Origin of the sequence: Bacteroides thetaiotaomicron VPI-5482 (assembly GCF_000011065.1) — a bacterium.
GTDB classification, from domain to species: domain Bacteria; phylum Bacteroidota; class Bacteroidia; order Bacteroidales; family Bacteroidaceae; genus Bacteroides; species Bacteroides thetaiotaomicron.
In genome coordinates this window covers 4,826,695-4,846,035 of the sequence record NC_004663.1, presented here as the reverse complement: position 1 = coordinate 4,846,035, position 19,341 = coordinate 4,826,695, and the positions used below count along the sequence as shown (strand labels likewise).

Here is a 19,341-nt window from a genome sequence, read left to right as displayed (position 1 = left end):
TCTAAACATGGGAGAGTACAGCAAAAGTCAATAGCAACTCTCCCAAAATTTCCCTCCTTCAAGAAGTAGATTTGAGTCACTATTGACTTTTACTCTCTGCAAATTACCAATATTTTTCAATTCTCTCATAACCGAAAATCCTACCGCGTTCATCATCTATACCTTGCAACTTCTTGCAGATAATCTGTGCTCCAATCATACTAAAGGTTATGCCGTTGCCACCATATCCCAAATCAAAAAACATCCTGTCCTTATCTGGACAATTACCGATAAAGGGTAGCCCATCTTTTGTTGTACTAAAAGTGCCACACCACGCCATTTCTGTTTTAAAAGGAATACTTGGAAATAATCTCCTAAATTTCTTTTCTAATACAAGAGTTTTCTTTCTGAGTAACGCATCACGGCGCTCCGGATCACTGAACTTTTCATCTTCACCACCGACAATGATACGATTTCCCCTTGTAGTCCGTATATACAAATATGGCTCAGCTGTTTCCCAAATTAAACACTGTTCAGGCCACAAATCTTTAGAATCTACCGGATGCGACACAAGTGCATAAGTTGAAGTCAAATCCATAATTTCCCGAGATAAAAACTTCCCTGCTTCAAATCCGGATGCGATGATCACATATTTACACTCTATTTTATGCCCTCTATCTGTTTCTATAATATATCCTTCAGGCATTTCAACACATTCTGTTACACCGGTATGAGTAAAAATTTCCAGTCCATCTTTTTTCATATGGTAGAGCAAAAGACCAGTAGTCGCTTTGTAAGCATCCATCTGCGCCGATACTCGGTTTAACAGTGCATTGCCTGGAACCTCTATATTATACAGTTTTTTTATCTCCTCTTTTCCCAGCAAACGAACCGGCAAATTGTGCTTCTTTCGTATCACATATTCTTTTTCAATTAATTCTATATCCTTTGGAATACTAGCATAAAAAAGACTTGGTCGTTTTTCAAAATCAGCATCTACTCCTGTTTCCTTTAATACCTTTTCAATATCAGCAATTGATGCCAAAGATGCGCGATATGCAGAAACAGCATTATCCTCTCCAATAATTTCTGCCATTTCACAAAGAGGAACATCAATTTCATATTGCAGTAAAGCGGTACTTGCAATGGAACTTCCAGTTGCAATGCTTCGTTTGTCAACCATGCAACATCTTAAACCGGCACTACAAAGCTCGTGTACCATCAAAGCACCCGTTATACCAGACCCCACAACTACAATATCTGTTGAAAAATCATCCTCCAAGGGATGAAAGTAATCTAACAATGAATTTTTAACAACCCAATAGGGCAATCCTGAATGTAAGTCCATAATATATTGAATTATGTAAACTCCCTTGCATCCTCCTCCACACTTACAGCAGGGAGAAAAACGTAAAAACATGGAAAACACAAAAACATTCCCAAAAGAGTTTACTCCCGATTTATAATAAGATACTATTCACCCTGTTCAATTGCGCAATATCTTTTACATTGTATCAAAACGTTCTCAAAATAAACAACATCACACAAAAAAAGATAGTTCGAAGGAAAAGACTGGATTTAACATCTATTTAATGCATAAGAAATATTGTAAAACAACCAGCATATATGAAGGTATTCACCAAACAAAATATCAACATACTATCTAAATAATATATCAAGGTATGAAATTAAATCTCAGTAGATCTATCACATACTTTTTTAACATTAAAAATAAATTCAATGACAATAATTATCAAATATATTCGGTGAGGTTGTAATTGCCCCTTTATCAGCAGGGCATATGGCGGTAGAAACACACAAAAAGCTCCGTAAATCAATGATTTACAGAGCTTTTAATCAGGAATACTCGTACTCGAAGCGGGACTTGAACCCGCACAGCCGCAATGGCCAAAGGATTTTAAGTCCTTCGTGTCTACCATTCCACCATTCGAGCATCCTTTCAAAGAGAGCGGAAAACGAGACTCGAACTCGCGACCCTAACCTTGGCAAGGTTATGCTCTACCAACTGAGCTATTTCCGCATTTTTTCAACGGGTGCAAAGATAATGAGTTTCCTTGTTTCTGCCAAACTTTCGATCAAAAAAGTTTGGCAGAAAATATTTTATCGCCCTAATAATGCTTTCTCAGCCTGCTCCATTCCACAGAAATTGAAGCCATCGACCACTTGTTGCATTAATGCGGAGATTTCATCATTACAAAGATTACCGATACTTCCTTCGTGTGTATGATGCACCTGTTTGTCATGAGTAAATTTTCCGGCTTCTATATCAAGACCGACTTTCTTATACGCATCACGGAAAGGCATACCTTCACGAGCCAGTCGATTCACTTCCTCGACACTGAAAATAAACAGATATTTATCATCATCAAGGATATGTTCATTCACCTTAATCTCATTCATGATATAAGTCGTCATCTGCAAGCAGTCCTTCAGTTCCTGAAAAGCGGGAAGGAAAACCTCTTTAATAATCTGTAAGTCACGGAAGTAACCGGATGGCAGATTGTTTGCTATCATCATTATCTGCTGAGGAAGAGACTGCAGTTTATTACATTTAGCACGTGTCAGTTCGAACACATCCGGATTCTTCTTATGAGGCATGATGCTCGAACCGGTAGTACAATCATCCGGCAGCTTCACGAAACCGAAGTTCTGACTATTGAACATACAAGCATCAAAAGCCAGCTTGGAGATCGTTCCGGCAATGGTAGCCAATGCAAAAGCAACATTACGCTCCAACTTGCCACGTCCCATCTGCGCATAAACGACATTATAATTCAGCGAATCAAAACCTAACAAATCGGTTGTCATCGTCCGGTTCAACGGGAAAGAGGAGCCATATCCTGCTGCAGAGCCCAAAGGATTGCGATTGCACATCCTGAAAGCCGCTTGTAGGAACTGCATATCATCCACCAGGCTTTCGGCATAAGCACCGAACCACAATCCAAAGGATGAAGGCATCGCAATCTGCAAATGGGTATATCCCGGCATCAGGACATTTTTATATCGCTCACTCTGAAGAATCAACACATGAAAGAGTTGTTCCACCGCTTCCGCGATCTCGCGAATCTGTGTACGGGTAAAGAGTTTGAGGTCCAGCAAAACCTGATCATTCCGTGAACGACCACTGTGAATCTTCTTACCGACATCTCCCAAACGGCGGGTCAGCATCAATTCTACCTGCGAATGCACATCCTCTACTCCTTCTTCTATTATAAACTCACCTCTTTCGACCGAAGCATAAATAGTCTTCAACTCAGCCAACAACTGTTCCAGTTCTTCCTTGGTCAACAGACCGATACTTTCGAGCATCGTAATATGAGCCATAGAACCGAGTACATCATGTTTAGCCAGATAAAGATCCATCTCACGATCACGTCCCACCGTAAAACGTTCGATGTCTTTATTTACCTGCACGGATTTTTCCCAAAGTTTCTGCGCCATAATATTTAAGTATTAGGTAATAAGTAGTAAGTAATAGGTAATAATCGTAGTTACGTTGATACTCCGCGGGTATTACCTATTATTTATTACTTATTACCTGTTTAATAGTTAATCATCGACAGCATCTCAACCATCTTCTCCAGACCATCCTGAAGAGGTTTCTGTACCATCGCTTTCATAAACGGATTGATATCCATACTGATAGTCACTTTCAACTTGCACTCTTCCTCTGCTGTTGAGACTAGCTGAATCCACATATTAAAAGGTAGCGGAGAGTTGGTAGTTGCCAGTTTAATACATTTGCAAGGTTCACGCTCAACAATCTGCAACGTCAGCTGACCGATAGGCGAAACGCTAAAGCTCAGTGTATCCGAATCAAAACTCAAGTCCTGTATTTTATCTTCCGGTAAACGGCCTTTCACTGATTCCAGGTTGCTCAAGTCCGACAGCTTGGCATACACACGTTCCTGACTGTAAGGTATTACCTTTACACTACTTTCAAAATTAGCCATAATTCTTTATTCGTATAAAATCAAAGAAAGAACTATCCGAACAGATATTGTCCGAATGGTTCTTTCTTACTAAAATTTCCGATCAAATAATACAATATTATTTCCCTGCATCCCAATGAGCCGGGTCTTTACGCCAATCGTTCAATGTCGCAATATCTTCTTCTTCGATATAACCGGTACGAAGTGCTACATCAAGTACTGCTTCGTAATTGGTCAACGTCACCAAAGGTACTTTAGCATTCTTGAATGCTTCCTCGGCAACGGGAAAGCCATACGTATAGGCAGCTACCATACCGATCACTTCACAACCATCGCGACGAATTGCTTCCACAGCCTTCAAACTACTACCACCTGTAGAAATCAAATCTTCAACCACTACGACTTTCATACCCGGACGAAGTTCTCCTTCAATCAGGTTTTCCAATCCGTGGTCTTTCGGGGTAGAACGAACATACACGAACGGCAGATTCAACGCGTCAGCCACTAATGCTCCCTGAGGGATAGCACCTGTAGCCACACCTGCAATCGCATCCACCTGTCCGAATCGTTCCAATATCAGACGTGTAATCTCAATCTTCACAAAATTACGAAGAGAAGGATAGGACAGAGTTTTACGGTTGTCACAGTAAAAGGGGGATTTCCATCCAGAAGCCCATGTAAAAGGGTTAGCGGGTTGAAGTTTAATAGCCTTAATCTTCAAAAGTTTCTCCGCAAATAGTCTCTCTAAGTTTTTCATAACTAAACTAACTATTAATTATTTGCCGCAAAAGTACAGAAATTGAACGAGAATAGAAAGAAGAATCCGTTTATTTTTTAACTGAATTGTTCCTCTTCCTCCGGAATTTCGATACAACGACGTATATCTTTGAGTTCAAAACCACGGCTCACCGCAAATCGCATCAGCTTTCCGTTCAGTTCATAATCATCTTTCGCATGAATGCTTTTCCGTTTGGAAGCCAGCAAGTCACGCAGGATGGAGAGATATTCCTCTTCATCAATTTCGTTCAGATGACGCCATGCCACATCGGAAGGAATCTTCTTCATGTAGAGTCCCTGTGCTATTTTCATTTTACCCCATTTGGCAAAACGAAACTTATCGTTCACAAAAGCACGGCAATAGCGCTCGTCATCAATATACTTTTCGGTTTCCAGCCGTTCAAGGATACGCGCTATGGTCTCATAGGCTATACCCCAACGCTGTAATTTCTCATTTACTTCTGCCCGGCAATGTTCTGCAGCGGAGCAATAAGAGGCAACACGATTCAACGCCTCTTCATCTGTTAATTGTGCACTCATCGGTTAGCTGTAAGTATTCTATCTTTTCCAAATATGTCTTTTATAACACGAACGTCCCGATATTGGTTCATTTCTATCATGCGTATCATGTCTTGTCCGTATGCCTGATTGATTTCAAAATAGAGTTTGCCACCCGGACGAAGTAGTTCTCGTCCCAGTTCCGCAATCCGGCGATAGAAACGCAGAGGGTCTTCATCAGGAACAAACAGGGCAAGTTCCGGCTCCCAGTCAAGCACATTGGCTTCCATCTCTGTTTTTTCAGTTTCCGTCACATAGGGCGGATTGCTGACAATTATATCGTAAGATGTCCCCTGTATTCCGTCAGCAGAAAAAACATCCTGTCGACGGAAGGTGACCTGAGCATCCAACTCTTCATTATTTTTACGGGCAATAGCCAACGCTTCTTCCGAAATATCCCAGGCATCCACTTTCGCATCCGGCAGATTTTTATCCAGAGAGATGGCGATACATCCGCTTCCTGTACCTATATCTAATAGGCGACGGGCATCCGGATTCTCCTTTACAATCAGGTCCACCAGTTCGGCAGTCTCCGGACGAGGGATCAGCACGCCGGGAGCTACCCGAAAGTTCCTTCCACAGAACTCAGCATATCCCCGAATGTACTGTATTGGCTCATTTTTCTGCAAACGGAATATAATGTTTTCTAATTCACGCTGTTTGCATGCAGATAAAATTATATCTTTGCCCATGTAAATATCAAGCGCATCCACCCCCAACATGTCGCAACAGATCAACATCGAAAGAGCTTTGACCTCTTCCGGCGGATAAATATCCTGTAGTGACTGACGAATGTAAGCAGTGATGCGGTTCATATTTTACGATTTCGGAGTGCAAAAGTAAGAATAATATAGCGAAGAGCACCAAAATGGAAGAAGAAAAATACATGAGACGTTGCATTGAACTGGCAAAAAACGGACTGTGCAATGTCGCTCCAAACCCGATGGTAGGGGCTGTTATCGTATGTGACGGACTTATTATCGGCGAAGGATATCACATCCGCTGCGGAGAGGCGCATGCCGAAGTAAACGCGATTCGTTCCGTCAAAGACAAGTCTTTATTGAGCCGTTCCACCATTTATGTCAGCCTGGAACCTTGCTCACACTACGGAAAGACGCCTCCTTGTGCCGACTTGATTATCGAGAAGCAGATTCCCCGTATTGTAATTGGCTGTCAAGACCCGTTCTCACAGGTCGCCGGACGAGGAATTCAGAAGTTGCGGGACGCCGGAAGAGAAGTGACAGTAGGCGTACTGGAGAAAGAATGCAGGTATCTGATCCGGCGCTTCATTACTTTCAATACGCTGCACCGCCCCTTTATCACACTAAAATGGGCAGAATCGGCTGATCATTTCATTGATGTAGAACGAACAGACGGCAATCCCGTAGTACTGTCCTCCCCTCTTACTTCCATGCTTGTACATAAAAAGAGAGCGGAAACTGATGCAATCATGGTAGGCAGGCGGACAGCATTGTTGGACAATCCGTCGCTGACAGTCCGCAACTGGTACGGCCGGAATCCGGTACGCATCGTTTTGGACCGTGCATTGTCTCTTCCCCACAGCCTGCGTCTGTTTGACGGAGAAGTACCCACCATCGTATTTACAGCAGAAAAACATCCGGACAAGAAGAACGTCACATACCGCACGATTGAATTCACACAGGATATTCTGCCACAGATCATGAAAGTGCTATATCAACAAAAAATACAGTCCTTACTGGTAGAGGGAGGAAGTCAGCTGCTCCAATCATTTATTGATGCCGAACTATGGGATGAAGTATATATTGAGAAATGTCCGTGCAAGCTGAATTCCGGTGTTAAAGCACCTGAAATAAGCGATAATTTTAGTTATTCGACTGAAAAACACTTCGACAGACAGATTTGGCATTATGTTTTCGAGAAATAGCTAAAATAGTTCTATTCAAGGGGTTCTACGTCGATAAAAACAGCGTTATTATCTATAATTTTATATAAAACTTCCCCTTAATGTTCTATATCGGAAAAAATGTTCCTATTTTTGCAACTTGTAAATAAACACAATCTTTCAAATGAGAATAAAGTTTTTATCAATCATTGCGAGTTTTTTCATGGTGTCATTCGTTATTACGTCTTGCCTTGACAATGATAACGAAGTCAATTATAGTCCGGATGCGACTATACGCGCATTTGAACTTGACACTATAGGTTATGGGGTAAACTATAAATTCACAATTGACCAAGTTAGTCGTTTAATATATAATGTGGATTCACTGCCTGTCAATGCTGACACGATCATTAATAGTATTCTGATCAAGACGCTGACAACAGCATCCGGTATCGTGACGATGAAAGATCAGAACGATCAGGATTCAATCGTTAATATTAACGACTCTATTGACCTGACTAAGTATGTAAATGCAACCGAGAAAAACAACTTTCTGGTACTGAAGGTATGGGCACCGAATATGGAGGTTCAGAATGAGTATAAAGTTAATATACGGATGCATACGATGGTTCCCGATTCACTCAGTTGGGGAAAAGACCCTATAGCGAACAATCCCGTGAGGAACACTGCTGAAAAACAAAAGGTAGTAACGCTTGGGGACAAGATATTATTATTCGCTCAAAACAATGAAATTTACAGTACAGCAATACCGGCAGGCTCTCCTACTGATCGTTTAAACTATGGTCAAAAATGGGATAAAGAAACTACTGGCAAACTTCCTGATGGTGCTGATGTTACCTCCATTATCCGATTCGTTGACAAGTTATATTTACTTACTAAGAATAAGGAAGTATATAATTCCAATGACGGTTTGACTTGGACAAAAGATGAAGTACTCAATTCCGATGGCGTTTCCGTTACTAATCTGATAACCAGTTTTTCTGACAGTGATGGCAGTAACCATAAAAAGATAAATGGAATAGCAGGTATAGTAGAAATCAATGGAGAGAAATATTTCAGTTTTGCAGAGAAAGATGTAACATGGGAGAAAGATATAGACAAATTAACAGTTGTTCCTGCAGAGTTCCCGATAAACAACCTGTCAGCCGATGTATATGCAACTGAAAGCGGAACGTTGAATGCAATCGTTGTGGGTAATACAGAAGACGGTTTAGACAATGACACAGCTACAGTCGTTTGGGCTTCAGAAGATGGTAAAGCCTGGATTCCAATGGAGATTCCATCAAATAACAACTGTCCGAAATTAGTAGACCCGTCTATTATACATTATAACGACGCATTTTACATTTGTGGAAAAGAAACTAAAGATGATGCTAAGGGATTCCAGAAATTCTATACCTCCCCGACATTACTTGTATGGAAAGGGGTAGACAGAATGTTCATGCTTCCCGGAATTCTTCCTCCGGTGAAACTTGAAGGAGGAGTAACACAACATCCTTCTCTTCACGAATCCAGCTTCAAGGGAAAAGAAGTAAACTACACAATGGTAGTTGACAGAAACCATTATATATGGATGGTAGGTGGTCAAGGTATTGACAAAATCTGGCGTGGTAGAGTTAATAAACTCGGATTTCTAATACAGTAATAAGAAGTAGTTAAATACGAACCTTATAATCAAAACATGTCCTATATAGAGAAAATAGACAAAAATCGGATTCCCCAGCACATAGCCATCATTATGGATGGGAATGGGAGATGGGCTAAACAGCGGGGAAAAGAACGAACTTACGGTCACCAGGCAGGCGCAGAAACGGTACATAAAATTATCGAGGATGCTGCACGTCTGGGGGTTAAATATCTGACTTTATATACTTTCTCCACCGAGAATTGGAATCGTCCGCAGGAAGAAGTAGCAGCTTTAATGAATCTATTGGTGGATTCTATCGAAGAAGAAACGTTGATGAAGAACAATATTCGTTTCCGCATTATTGGTGATATTAAGAAATTACCTGCAGAAGTGCAGGAAGGTCTGTCAAGATGTATAGAACACACAGCTAATAATACAGGAACCTGCCTGGTACTGGCACTCAGCTACTCTTCCCGCTGGGAAATGACTGAAGCAGTCCGACAGATTGCAACGCTTGCAAAAACGGGAGAAATATCTCCCGAACAAATAACAGATGAATACATAACTGCTCATCTGACCACAAACTTTATGCCCGATCCGGATTTACTGATCCGCACGGGAGGAGAAATCCGACTAAGCAACTACCTGCTATGGCAATGTGCTTATTCGGAGCTTTATTTTTGTGATACATTCTGGCCGGACTTCGATAAAGAAGAATTCTGTAAAGCCATTTATGAGTATCAGCAAAGAGAGCGCCGGTTCGGCAAAACGAGTGAACAAATCAGCTAACATAATTCGAAACTTCAAATTATAACATAAATGCATTATCGTATTTCCTTTATATTCGTAACGTTTATCTGCCTGTTCTGCTTTGCAGCCACGGGCTTTACGCAGAATACCAACACTGACGAAGACTCTAAGCCAGTCATCTTATACTCAGGAACGCCTAAAAAGTATGAGATAGCAGACATCAAGGTTGAAGGCGTGAAGAATTATGAAGACTATGTGTTAATCGGATTATCCGGACTGTCCGTTGGACAGACGATTACCGTGCCGGGTGATGAGATTACCGGAGCAATCAAGCGCTACTGGAAACATGGTTTGTTCTCTAACGTACAGATTACTGCCGAAAAGATAGAAGGCAACAAGATTTGGTTAAAAATCAGTCTGACACAACGTCCCCGTATTGCGGATGTACGCTATCATGGTGTGAAGAAGTCAGAACGTACAGACTTTGAAAGCAAACTGGGTATGGTAAAAGGTATGCAGATCACTCCGAATACCGTTGACCGTGCAAAGACATTGATCAAACGTTATTTTGACGATAAAGGCTTTAAGAATGCAGAAGTGATTATCGCGCAAAAGGACGATCCATCTAACGAAAATCAGGTGATTGTTGACATTGATATCGACAAGAAGGAAAAGATTAAAGTGCACGCTATCCATATCACCGGAAACTCGGCCATCAAAACATCCAAGCTGAAGAAAGTAATGAAGAAGACCAATGAAAAAGGCAAACTTCTGAATCTGTTCCGCACCAAGAAATTTGTTCCGGAAAACTTTGAAGCAGATAAGCAGCTGATCATAGATAAGTATAACGAGCTGGGATATCGTGATGCAATGATCGTAAAGGACAGTGTAGCACAATACGACGAAAAGACGGTAGATGTATATATGGATATAGACGAAGGTCAGAAATATTACCTTCGTAATGTAACATGGGTAGGTAACACACTGTATCCTTCAGAACAGCTGAACTTCCTGCTCCGCATGAAGAAGGGTGATGTTTACAACCAGAAGTTGCTGGGAGAACGTACCTCTACAGATGACGACGCAATCGGTAACTTATATTACAATAACGGTTATTTGTTCTACAATCTTGATCCGGTAGAAGTAAATATCGTCGGTGACTCCATCGACCTCGAAATGAGAATCTATGAAGGCCGTCAGGCTACGATTAACAAGATCAACATCAGCGGTAACGACCGTCTGTATGAAAACGTAGTTCGTCGTGAGCTTCGTATTCGTCCGGGACAGCTGTTCAGCAAGGATGACCTGATGCGTTCATTACGTGAAATCCAGCAGATGGGACACTTTGACCCTGAAAAACTGCAGCCGGATATTCAGCCGGACCCTGTAAACGGAACAGTTGATATAGGTCTGCCTTTGACATCTAAAGCCAATGACCAGGTAGAATTCTCTGCCGGTTGGGGACAAACAGGTATCATCGGTAAGCTGAGTCTGAAATTTACCAACTTCTCTGTTGCCAACTTGCTGCGTCCGGGTGAAAACTACCGTGGTATCCTGCCGCAAGGTGACGGACAGACATTGACCATCAGCGGTCAGACGAATGCTAAATACTATCAGTCATATAGTATCTCATTCTTCGATCCTTGGTTTGGAGGTAAACGCCCGAACTCACTTTCCGTATCGGCTTTCTTCTCAGTTCAGACTGACATCAGCAGCCGTTACTACAACTCGAGCTATTTCAACAACTATTACAATAGTATGTATAGCGGTTATGGTGGCTATGGTATGTACAACTATGGCAATTACAACAACTATGAGAACTACTATGACCCCGACAAGTCTATCAAGATGTGGGGACTTTCTCTAGGTTGGGGTAAGCGTCTGAAATGGCCGGATGACTACTTTACTTTGTCTGCAGAGCTAGCTTACCAACGCTACAACCTGAAAGACTGGCAGTATTTCCCGGTAACCAACGGTAAATGTAATGACCTCAGCCTTTCACTGACTTTGGCACGTAACTCTATTGACAACCCGATCTTCCCACGTACAGGTTCGGACTTCTCGCTGTCAGTTCAGCTTACTCCTCCGTACTCATTGTTTGATGGTAAAGACTATAAAGGTTATTTCTACGATCCAACAGATGATAGGGGTATTACCCAAGATAATATGAATAAACTTCATAGATGGGTTGAATACCACAAATGGAAATTTAAAGCCAAAACATATACTCCGTTGATGGATTATATCGCACATCCTAAGTGTCTGGTATTGATGACACGTACAGAATTTGGGTTGTTAGGGCACTATAACAAATATAAGAAATCGCCATTCGGTACATTCGACGTAGGTGGTGACGGTATGACTGGTTACTCAAGTTATGCAACAGAAAGTATTGCATTGCGTGGTTATGAAAACAGTTCATTGACACCATATGGAAAAGAAGGGTATGCTTATGCACGCCTCGGCATCGAATTAAGATATCCGTTGATGCTGGAAACAAGTACTAACATTTATGTGTTAGGTTTCTTGGAGGCTGGTAACGCATGGCATGATATCTCAAAATTCAATCCGTTTGATTTGAAACGTTCTGCCGGTATCGGTGTTCGTATCTTCTTGCCGATGATTGGTATGATGGGTATCGACTGGGGTTACGGTTTCGACAAGATAAATGGTAGTAAGGAATACGGCGGCAGCCAGTTCCACTTTATCTTAGGACAAGAATTCTAATATAAAACTAAAAACTAAACGTCATGAGAAAGTCTGTTCTATCCATTATGTTACTGTTTGCCATCAGTATGGCAGCTAGTGCACAAAAATTTGCATTGATCGATACGGAATATATTCTGAAAAATATTCCGGCATATCAAAGCGCTAATGAGCAATTGCAGGAAGCTACGAAGAAATATCAAAGCGAAGTGGAGGTAATTGCCAAGGAAGCACAGAAGATGTTCCAGGACTATCAAGCTCAGTCCTCTACTCTCTCTGCGGCTCAGAAGACTAAGAAGGAAGATGAAATTGTAGCGAAAGAGAAATCCGCTGCCGAACTGAAGCGCAAATACTTCGGTCCGGAAGGCGAATTGGCTAAGATGCAGGAGAAGCTGATTAATCCTATTCAGGATGAAATATATGGTGCTGTAAAGGAACTGTCGCAACTACACGGATACGACCTTGTACTCGACAGAGCCTCTGCTGCAGGCATCATTTTTGCCAATCCACGTATTGATATTAGTGATGAAGTGCTGAGAAAATTAGGATATTCAAATTAATTTCATACATTTGCATCGAAAATAACTAAAAATCATTCAAATAAATTATAGAACTATGCTAAAAAAAATTGCACTTGTATTGATGCTTGCACTCCCAATGGGTGTATTTGCACAAAATCTGAAATTCGGTCATATTAATGCCCAAGAAATCGTTTCAGCAATGCCTGAATTTGCTAAGGCACAATCTGATATTGAAGCACTAGACAAACAACTGACCAGCGAATTACAAAGAACTCAGGAAGAATTCAACAAGAAATATCAGGAATTCCAGCAAGCTATCGCTAAGGACTCTCTTCCTGCTAACATCGCTGAAAGAAGACAAAAAGAACTGCAGGATATGATGCAAAGACAAGAGCAGTTCCAACAGGAAGCTCAACAGCAGATGCAAAAAGCTCAGGCTGACGCAATGGCTCCTATCTACAAAAAGTTGGACGACGCAATTAAAGCTGTAGGTGCTGCCGAAGGCGTAATCTACATCTTCGACCTTGCAAGAACACCGGTTGCTTACGTTAATGAGTCACAAAGTATTAATCTGACTCCTAAGGTAAAGACACAGCTCGGCATCAAATAAGAAGCTATAAGCTATAAAATACCGAAAGGGAAAGAGAAAAGAAGATCATACATCTTTCTCTTTCCCTTTTTTCATGTAACTTTGCGTATATAAAACCGCACTCGTCATGAAGCAACATCTATCTCATACACCCGGACCAATCGGAGTTTTCGATTCCGGATACGGTGGGCTGACTATCCTCAACAAGATAAGAGAGGCACTGCCGGAATATGATTATGTCTATCTGGGAGACAATGCACGCACTCCTTACGGCACACGTTCTTTTGAAATCGTGTACGAATTCACTTTGCAGGCAGTCAATAAATTGTTTGAAATGGGATGTCATCTCGTTATCTTGGCCTGCAATACAGCCTCTGCCAAAGCATTGCGCAGCATACAAATGAATGACTTGCCCGGCATTGACCCTGAACGCCGTGTACTCGGAGTTATCCGCCCTACCGTTGAGTGTATAGGTGGCATTACTCAAAGCCGTCATATCGGAGTACTGGCAACAGCAGGTACCATCAAGTCCGAATCGTATCCATTAGAGATACATAAGCTATTCCCGGATATTCAAGTGAGCGGAATGGCATGCCCCATGTGGGTACCGCTAGTGGAAAATAATGAATCACAGAACGAAGGGGCCGATTATTTCATCCGGAAATACATTGACCAGCTGCTATCCAAAGATCCCGAAATTGATACGATGATTCTGGGCTGCACGCATTATCCTATCTTGCTCCCTAAGATACAAGAATACACTCCGAAGCATATCCGCATTGTCGCACAAGGAGAATATGTAGCCGAAAGTCTGAAGGACTACCTAAGCAGACACCCGGAAATGAATGCCAAGTGTACCCAAAACGGCAGCTGTCTGTTTTACACCACAGAGGCGGAAGAGAAGTTTGTCGAATCGGCCTCTTCCTTCCTGAACCAGCAAATCGACGTAAGAAGAATTTCTCTCGAATAAATATGGGAAAGCTGATCAATCTTTCCTTCTTTTTTGTTATATTTGTATACATAACCTCAAATAGCATAAGATTATGAAAGAAGAAGATTATAGCAAGGCCATAGAAGTATTCTCCGGTTCGCCATGGGAAGCAGAAATTATCAAGGGATTGTTGGAAAGTAATGACATCCGCTGCGTCATTAAAGATGGTATCATGGGGACATTAGCCCCCTATATTGCTCCATCTGTATCTGTTCTGGTCACTGAAGACCAGTACGAAGCCGCTACTGAACTGATCAGAAGCCGCAACGAGAAAGATACTGACTGATACGGTCCAGTCCTTCCCGGATACTCTCCAGCGAATTCGCATAGGAGAAACGAACATATCCTTCGCCTCCCGTTCCAAAGTCTATACCGGGAGTGATGCCGACATGCGCATTTTCGAGAACATCGAATGCAAAGCGATAAGAGTCGGTAGTGAACTTACGTGCATCAGCGAAAATATAAAAGGCACCCTGAGGCTCAACTTTGATCTCGAATCCCATTTCCCGAAGGCGGCTGATCATATACCGGCGGCGTTCATCATAGATCTGTTTCATCCGTTCCACATCCGAGTCAGCCTGTCGCAATGCGGCAATTCCCGCTTGCTGGGCGATGCTGGACGCACAAATAAACAGATTCTGCTGCAACTTCTGCAAAGAACGCATACAAGATTTCGGTGCTATCAGATAACCTAAGCGCAGCCCTGTCATCGCAAACCGTTTGGAAAATCCGTTCAGGACAAAAGCCTTATCCGTATATTCCAGAATACTATGCGCACGTCCCTCGTATACCAGTCCGTGATAGATCTCATCCGAAATAATAGGAACGCCCAAAGATGCCACACTTCTCAGGAAACTCTCATCCAGCAGCATACCCGTCGGATTCATCGGCGAATTAATAAAAATACCAGCCGTATGCGGAGTGACACACTTACGGATCGCTTCTATATCATATTGCAAACCATTCTCTTCGGACAGAGGCACCAAGACAGGTTTTGCCTGGGCAGCCAACACGAAGTTACGATAACACGCATATCCCGGATTGGACAGAATCACTTCACTGTCCGAGTTGCAAAGCAACATCAAGACCAGAAGGATAGAGGGAGAAGAACCGGAAGTGACGACAATACAATCCGGATCGACGGTGACTCCATATTCACGTTGATAAAAAGCGGCTATTTCACGACGCAGTTCCGGATCCCCCAAAGAGTGAGTGTAATGTGTGAGATGCCGGTCGTAGGCAGCCTTAGCAGCTTCCGCCACACAAGCCGGAACGTCAAAGTCCGGCTCACCGACTTCCAGGTGGATAACGTCCACACCTTGTTTCTGTAATTCATTTGCACGCTCCAATACATCCATCACGATAAAGGAGGTCATTTGTTCTACTTGGGGATTCGTATGTTTCATTGTTTTTCTTTTATCTGTCAGGCTGCAAAGATAATTCTTTTCAGCCTGTTTTTGTAACATATCGACAAAAAGCTCTATATTTGTGCTTTCAAATCGTTAGTAAGGATGAAACAAGAGTTTACACGAATAGCAGTAAAAGTAGGCAGTAACGTATTGGCACGCCGTGACGGTACATTGGACGTCACCCGTATGTCGGCACTCGTTGACCAGATAGCAGAATTAAATAAATCCGGAGTAGAGATCATTCTCATTTCTTCGGGAGCAGTTGCTTCGGGACGCAGCGAAATACACCCACAGAAAAAGCTCGACAGTGTAGACCAGCGCCAGTTATTCTCCGCCGTAGGACAGGCTAAATTAATAAACCGCTACTACGAACTTTTCCGTGAACACGGCATTGCGGTAGGTCAGGTGCTGACTACCAAAGAGAATTTCAGTACCCGCCGCCATTATCTGAATCAGAAGAACTGTATGACGGTGATGCTCGAAAACGGCGTCATCCCCATCGTCAATGAGAATGATACGATTTCGGTCAGCGAGCTTATGTTCACGGACAATGACGAACTTTCCGGGCTGATCGCTTCCATGATGGATGCGCAGGCACTGATTATCCTGAGTAACATAGACGGAATCTACAACGGTTCACCCTCCGATCCTGCCTCCGCTGTCATTCGGGAGATCGAGCACGGAAAGGATTTATCCAACTATATCCAGGCTACCAAATCGAGCTTCGGCCGCGGCGGTATGCTGACGAAAACGAATATTGCCCGCAAGGTAGCCGACGAAGGGATTACGGTCATCATCGCCAACGGAAAACGGGATAATATTCTCGTAGACTTGTTGCAACAGCCGGACGATACAGTTTGCACGCGCTTTATCCCTTCCACCGAAGCGGTATCCAGTGTAAAGAAATGGATTGCCCACAGCGAAGGATTCGCCAAAGGGGAAATTCATATTAACGAATGTGCCACGGATATCCTCAGTTCGGAGAAGGCAGCCAGCATTCTTCCGGTCGGAATCACCCACATCGAAGGCGAATTTGAGAAAGACGATATTGTACGCATCATGGACTTTCTGGGCAATCAGGTTGGTGTAGGAAAAGCGAACTGCGATTCCGCACAAGCCAGGGAAGCAATGGGCAAACATGGCAAAAAGCCTGTAGTACATTACGACTATCTGTATATCGAATAAAAAATATAAAACGTAAAAAGGAGCAAATGACTACAAATTTAAACGGAACTTTCGCTGCTGTACAAGCTGCCAGCCGGGAATTGGCATTGCTGAGTGACGACACCATCAATCAGATACTGAATGCGGTCGCTGATGCTACCATTGCCGAAACATCCTTTATCCTGTCAGAAAATGAAAAGGACCTGGCACGGATGGACAAGAGTAACCCGAAGTACGACCGGTTAAAACTGACGGAAGAGAGGCTGAAAGGCATCGCTGCCGACACACGTAATGTAGCCACTCTCCCCTCCCCGCTGGGAAGGATTTTAAAGGAAACCTCCCGCCCCAATGGCATGAAGCTGACCAAAGTCAGTGTACCCTTCGGAGTAATAGGCATCATCTATGAAGCGCGTCCTAATGTCAGCTTCGACGTCTTTTCCCTTTGCCTGAAAAGTGGAAATGCCTGCATCCTGAAAGGTGGAAGTGACGCAGACGATTCCAACCGTGCCATCATCAGCGTCATTCACAAGGTACTTGAAAAGTTTCATGTCAACCCACATATAGTAGAACTGCTCCCGGCAGACAGAGAGGCTACGGCAGCATTACTGAATGCGACAGGCTATGTAGACCTGATTATTCCGAGAGGAAGCAGCAATCTGATAAATTTCGTGCGCGAGAATGCACGGATTCCTGTCATTGAAACAGGAGCAGGTATCTGCCATACTTATTTTGATGAGTTCGGAGATACCCGGAAAGGAGCGGATATTATCCATAATGCCAAGACACGCCGTGTCAGTGTCTGCAATGCGCTCGACTGTACCATCATTCATGAGAAACGTCTGGGGGATTTGCCTGCGCTCTGCGATCAACTGAAAGAAAGCAAGGTTACTATCTATGCAGATACACAGGCTTATCAGGCACTGGAAGGATATTATCCGGCTGAGTTGCTGCAACCTGCCACTCCGGAAAGCTTCGGAACAGAGTTTCTGGATTACAAGATGGCTGTCAAAACGGTGAAAAGCTTTGAAGACGCACTGGGGCATATACAGGAAAACAGTTCAAGGCACAGCGAATGTATCGTGACCGAAAACAAAGAGCGTGCCACCTTGTTTACTAAGATAGTAGATGCGGCATGCGTATATACCAACGTATCTACCGCTTTCACCGACGGTGCACAATTCGGCCTGGGAGCCGAAATCGGTATCAGTACTCAAAAGCTGCATGCCCGCGGTCCGATGGGACTGGAGGAAATCACTTCCTACAAATGGGTGATCGAAGGCGACGGACAGACCAGATGGTAAAGTGAGGAAACGACAAATGATCAATTGGACAATAACGATTAATGATAGATAAAATGAAGAAATTTACTTGTGTACAGGACATCGGCGATTTAAAATCAGCCCTTGCAGAAGCATTTGAAATTCAAAAAGACCGCTTCAAATATGTAGAGTTGGGACGAAACAAGACATTGATGATGATCTTCTTTAACTCCAGCCTCCGCACCCGCCTCAGCACACAGAAAGCTGCTCTCAATCTGGGAATGAATGTAATGGTGCTGGACATCAACCAAGGTGCATGGAAACTGGAAACAGAACGTGGCGTCATCATGGATGGTGACAAACCGGAACATCTGCTGGAAGCGATTCCTGTGATGGGTTGTTATTGTGACATCATCGGAGTACGTTCCTTTGCCCGTTTCGAAGATCGCGATTTTGACTATCAGGAGACTATTCTGAATCAATTTATCCAATATTCCGGACGTCCTGTCTTTTCGATGGAGGCAGCTACCCGCCACCCATTGCAGAGCTTTGCCGATTTAATCACCATTGAGGAATATAAAAAGACGGCACGTCCCAAAGTCGTAATGACTTGGGCTCCGCATCCCCGTCCATTGCCACAGGCTGTTCCCAACTCCTTTGCAGAGTGGATGAATGCCACTGACTATGATTTCGTTATCACTCACCCGGAAGGATATGAGCTGGCGCCTCAATTCGTAGGAAATGCCAAGGTAGAATATGATCAGATGAAGGCTTTCGAAGGAGCAGACTTTATATACGCCAAGAACTGGGCTGCCTATACAGGCGACAATTACGGTCAGATATTAAGCAAAGACCGTGAATGGACAGTCAGCGACCGACAGATGGCAGTAACCAACAATGCTTTCTTTATGCACTGCCTGCCTGTTCGCAGAAATATGATCGTCACGGATGATGTAATCGAAAGTCCTCAGTCTATCGTTATCCCCGAAGCTGCCAACCGTGAAATCTCGGCTACAGTGGTTTTGAAGAGATTGATTGAGGGATTGGAATAAACGGAACATCTGTGAATGAAACCTTGCTTTTATTCTCGCACCTATGAGAAAAGATTCTCATGCCTTTGAGAAATTTTTCTCATAGGTATGAGAATTTTTTCTCATAAGCATGAGAATACAT

18 protein-coding genes and 2 tRNA genes are annotated in these 19,341 nt (G+C 43.0%); 11 read left to right on the top strand and 9 right to left on the bottom strand.

Going from position 1 to position 19,341, the window contains the following annotated elements; translation table 11 throughout:
* Positions 1 to 103: 103 nt before the first annotated feature.
* The 8 genes from BT_RS18835 to prmC form a co-directional block, all read right to left on the bottom strand.
* Positions 104 to 1,327, bottom strand: coding sequence for an NAD(P)/FAD-dependent oxidoreductase (locus tag BT_RS18835; RefSeq protein ID WP_011108952.1), 1,224 nt, complete (start codon positions 1,325 to 1,327; stop codon positions 104 to 106).
* Between the two features lie 522 nt (positions 1,328 to 1,849).
* Positions 1,850 to 1,933, bottom strand: a tRNA-Leu gene (locus BT_RS18830).
* A 14-nt stretch (positions 1,934 to 1,947) separates the two neighbouring features.
* Positions 1,948 to 2,020: transfer RNA gene (locus BT_RS18825), tRNA-Gly, on the bottom strand.
* A gap of 80 nt (positions 2,021 to 2,100) precedes the next feature.
* A complete protein-coding gene (argH, locus tag BT_RS18820) occupies positions 2,101 to 3,441 on the bottom strand; it encodes an argininosuccinate lyase (protein WP_008766984.1) in 1,341 nt (446 codons plus the stop codon).
* Positions 3,442 to 3,542: 101 nt separating this feature from the next.
* Positions 3,543 to 3,953, bottom strand: a complete 411-nt coding sequence (locus tag BT_RS18815) for an SRPBCC family protein (RefSeq protein ID WP_008766985.1) — start codon at positions 3,951 to 3,953, stop codon at positions 3,543 to 3,545.
* A 97-nt stretch (positions 3,954 to 4,050) separates the two neighbouring features.
* Positions 4,051 to 4,689: an orotate phosphoribosyltransferase gene (pyrE, locus tag BT_RS18810; protein WP_008762667.1), complete on the bottom strand. Its 639-nt coding sequence runs from the start codon at positions 4,687 to 4,689 to the stop codon at positions 4,051 to 4,053.
* A gap of 77 nt (positions 4,690 to 4,766) precedes the next feature.
* Entirely contained in the window at positions 4,767 to 5,249 is a 483-nt protein-coding gene (locus BT_RS18805; protein WP_008762666.1) for a regulatory protein RecX, read from the bottom strand.
* Positions 5,246 to 6,082: a peptide chain release factor N(5)-glutamine methyltransferase gene (prmC, locus tag BT_RS18800; protein ID WP_008766986.1), complete on the bottom strand. Its 837-nt coding sequence runs from the start codon at positions 6,080 to 6,082 to the stop codon at positions 5,246 to 5,248. Before prmC ends, BT_RS18805 begins: the two co-directional genes overlap by 4 nt.
* Positions 6,083 to 6,135: 53 nt before the next feature.
* Between prmC and ribD the strand changes: the two genes are divergently transcribed.
* The 8 genes from ribD (at position 6,136) to BT_RS18760 (ending at position 14,622) form a co-directional block, all read left to right on the top strand.
* Positions 6,136 to 7,173, top strand: coding sequence for a bifunctional diaminohydroxyphosphoribosylaminopyrimidine deaminase/5-amino-6-(5-phosphoribosylamino)uracil reductase RibD (gene ribD, locus BT_RS18795; protein ID WP_008766987.1), 1,038 nt, complete (start codon positions 6,136 to 6,138; stop codon positions 7,171 to 7,173).
* A 142-nt stretch (positions 7,174 to 7,315) separates the two neighbouring features.
* Positions 7,316 to 8,797: a DUF6242 domain-containing protein gene (locus tag BT_RS18790; RefSeq protein ID WP_011108950.1), complete on the top strand. Its 1,482-nt coding sequence runs from the start codon at positions 7,316 to 7,318 to the stop codon at positions 8,795 to 8,797.
* Positions 8,798 to 8,833: 36 nt separating this feature from the next.
* Positions 8,834 to 9,568 (top strand): isoprenyl transferase, encoded by a 735-nt coding sequence (locus BT_RS18785; protein ID WP_008766989.1) that lies wholly within the window; start codon positions 8,834 to 8,836, stop codon positions 9,566 to 9,568.
* A 30-nt stretch (positions 9,569 to 9,598) separates the two neighbouring features.
* The gene (locus BT_RS18780; RefSeq protein WP_011108949.1) at positions 9,599 to 12,256 is read left to right on the top strand and encodes a BamA/OMP85 family outer membrane protein; all 2,658 of its coding nucleotides are present in this window, start codon (positions 9,599 to 9,601) and stop codon (positions 12,254 to 12,256) included.
* A gap of 23 nt (positions 12,257 to 12,279) precedes the next feature.
* Complete coding sequence (locus BT_RS18775; RefSeq protein ID WP_008766991.1) at positions 12,280 to 12,795, top strand: OmpH family outer membrane protein; 516 nt, start codon at positions 12,280 to 12,282, stop codon at positions 12,793 to 12,795.
* 55 nt (positions 12,796 to 12,850) lie between these two features.
* Entirely contained in the window at positions 12,851 to 13,366 is a 516-nt protein-coding gene (locus tag BT_RS18770; RefSeq protein ID WP_008762659.1) for an OmpH family outer membrane protein, read from the top strand.
* A 106-nt stretch (positions 13,367 to 13,472) separates the two neighbouring features.
* Positions 13,473 to 14,315 (top strand): glutamate racemase, encoded by an 843-nt coding sequence (murI, locus tag BT_RS18765; protein WP_011108947.1) that lies wholly within the window; start codon positions 13,473 to 13,475, stop codon positions 14,313 to 14,315.
* A 73-nt stretch (positions 14,316 to 14,388) separates the two neighbouring features.
* Entirely contained in the window at positions 14,389 to 14,622 is a 234-nt protein-coding gene (locus tag BT_RS18760; RefSeq protein ID WP_011108946.1) for a DUF2007-related protein, read from the top strand.
* On the opposite strand, the gene BT_RS18755 is transcribed toward BT_RS18760, so the two are convergent.
* Positions 14,591 to 15,742, bottom strand: a complete 1,152-nt coding sequence (locus BT_RS18755) for a pyridoxal phosphate-dependent aminotransferase (protein ID WP_011108945.1) — start codon at positions 15,740 to 15,742, stop codon at positions 14,591 to 14,593. The two genes, BT_RS18760 and BT_RS18755, sit on opposite strands and share 32 nt — an antisense overlap.
* 105 nt (positions 15,743 to 15,847) lie before the next feature.
* Between BT_RS18755 and proB the strand changes: the two genes are divergently transcribed.
* From proB to BT_RS18740, 3 genes are read left to right on the top strand one after another with little or no spacing between them, the layout of a single operon-like run.
* Entirely contained in the window at positions 15,848 to 16,930 is a 1,083-nt protein-coding gene (gene proB, locus BT_RS18750) for a glutamate 5-kinase (RefSeq protein WP_011108944.1), read from the top strand.
* A gap of 26 nt (positions 16,931 to 16,956) precedes the next feature.
* On the top strand, positions 16,957 to 18,210 hold the full coding sequence (locus BT_RS18745) for a glutamate-5-semialdehyde dehydrogenase (protein WP_011108943.1): 1,254 nt from the start codon (positions 16,957 to 16,959) through the stop codon (positions 18,208 to 18,210).
* A 53-nt stretch (positions 18,211 to 18,263) separates the two neighbouring features.
* Positions 18,264 to 19,220 carry an acetylornithine carbamoyltransferase gene (locus BT_RS18740; protein ID WP_008762653.1) on the top strand — a complete coding sequence of 319 codons (957 nt, stop codon included), beginning with the start codon at positions 18,264 to 18,266 and terminating at the stop codon, positions 19,218 to 19,220.
* The last annotated feature ends 121 nt before the right edge of the window (positions 19,221 to 19,341 follow it).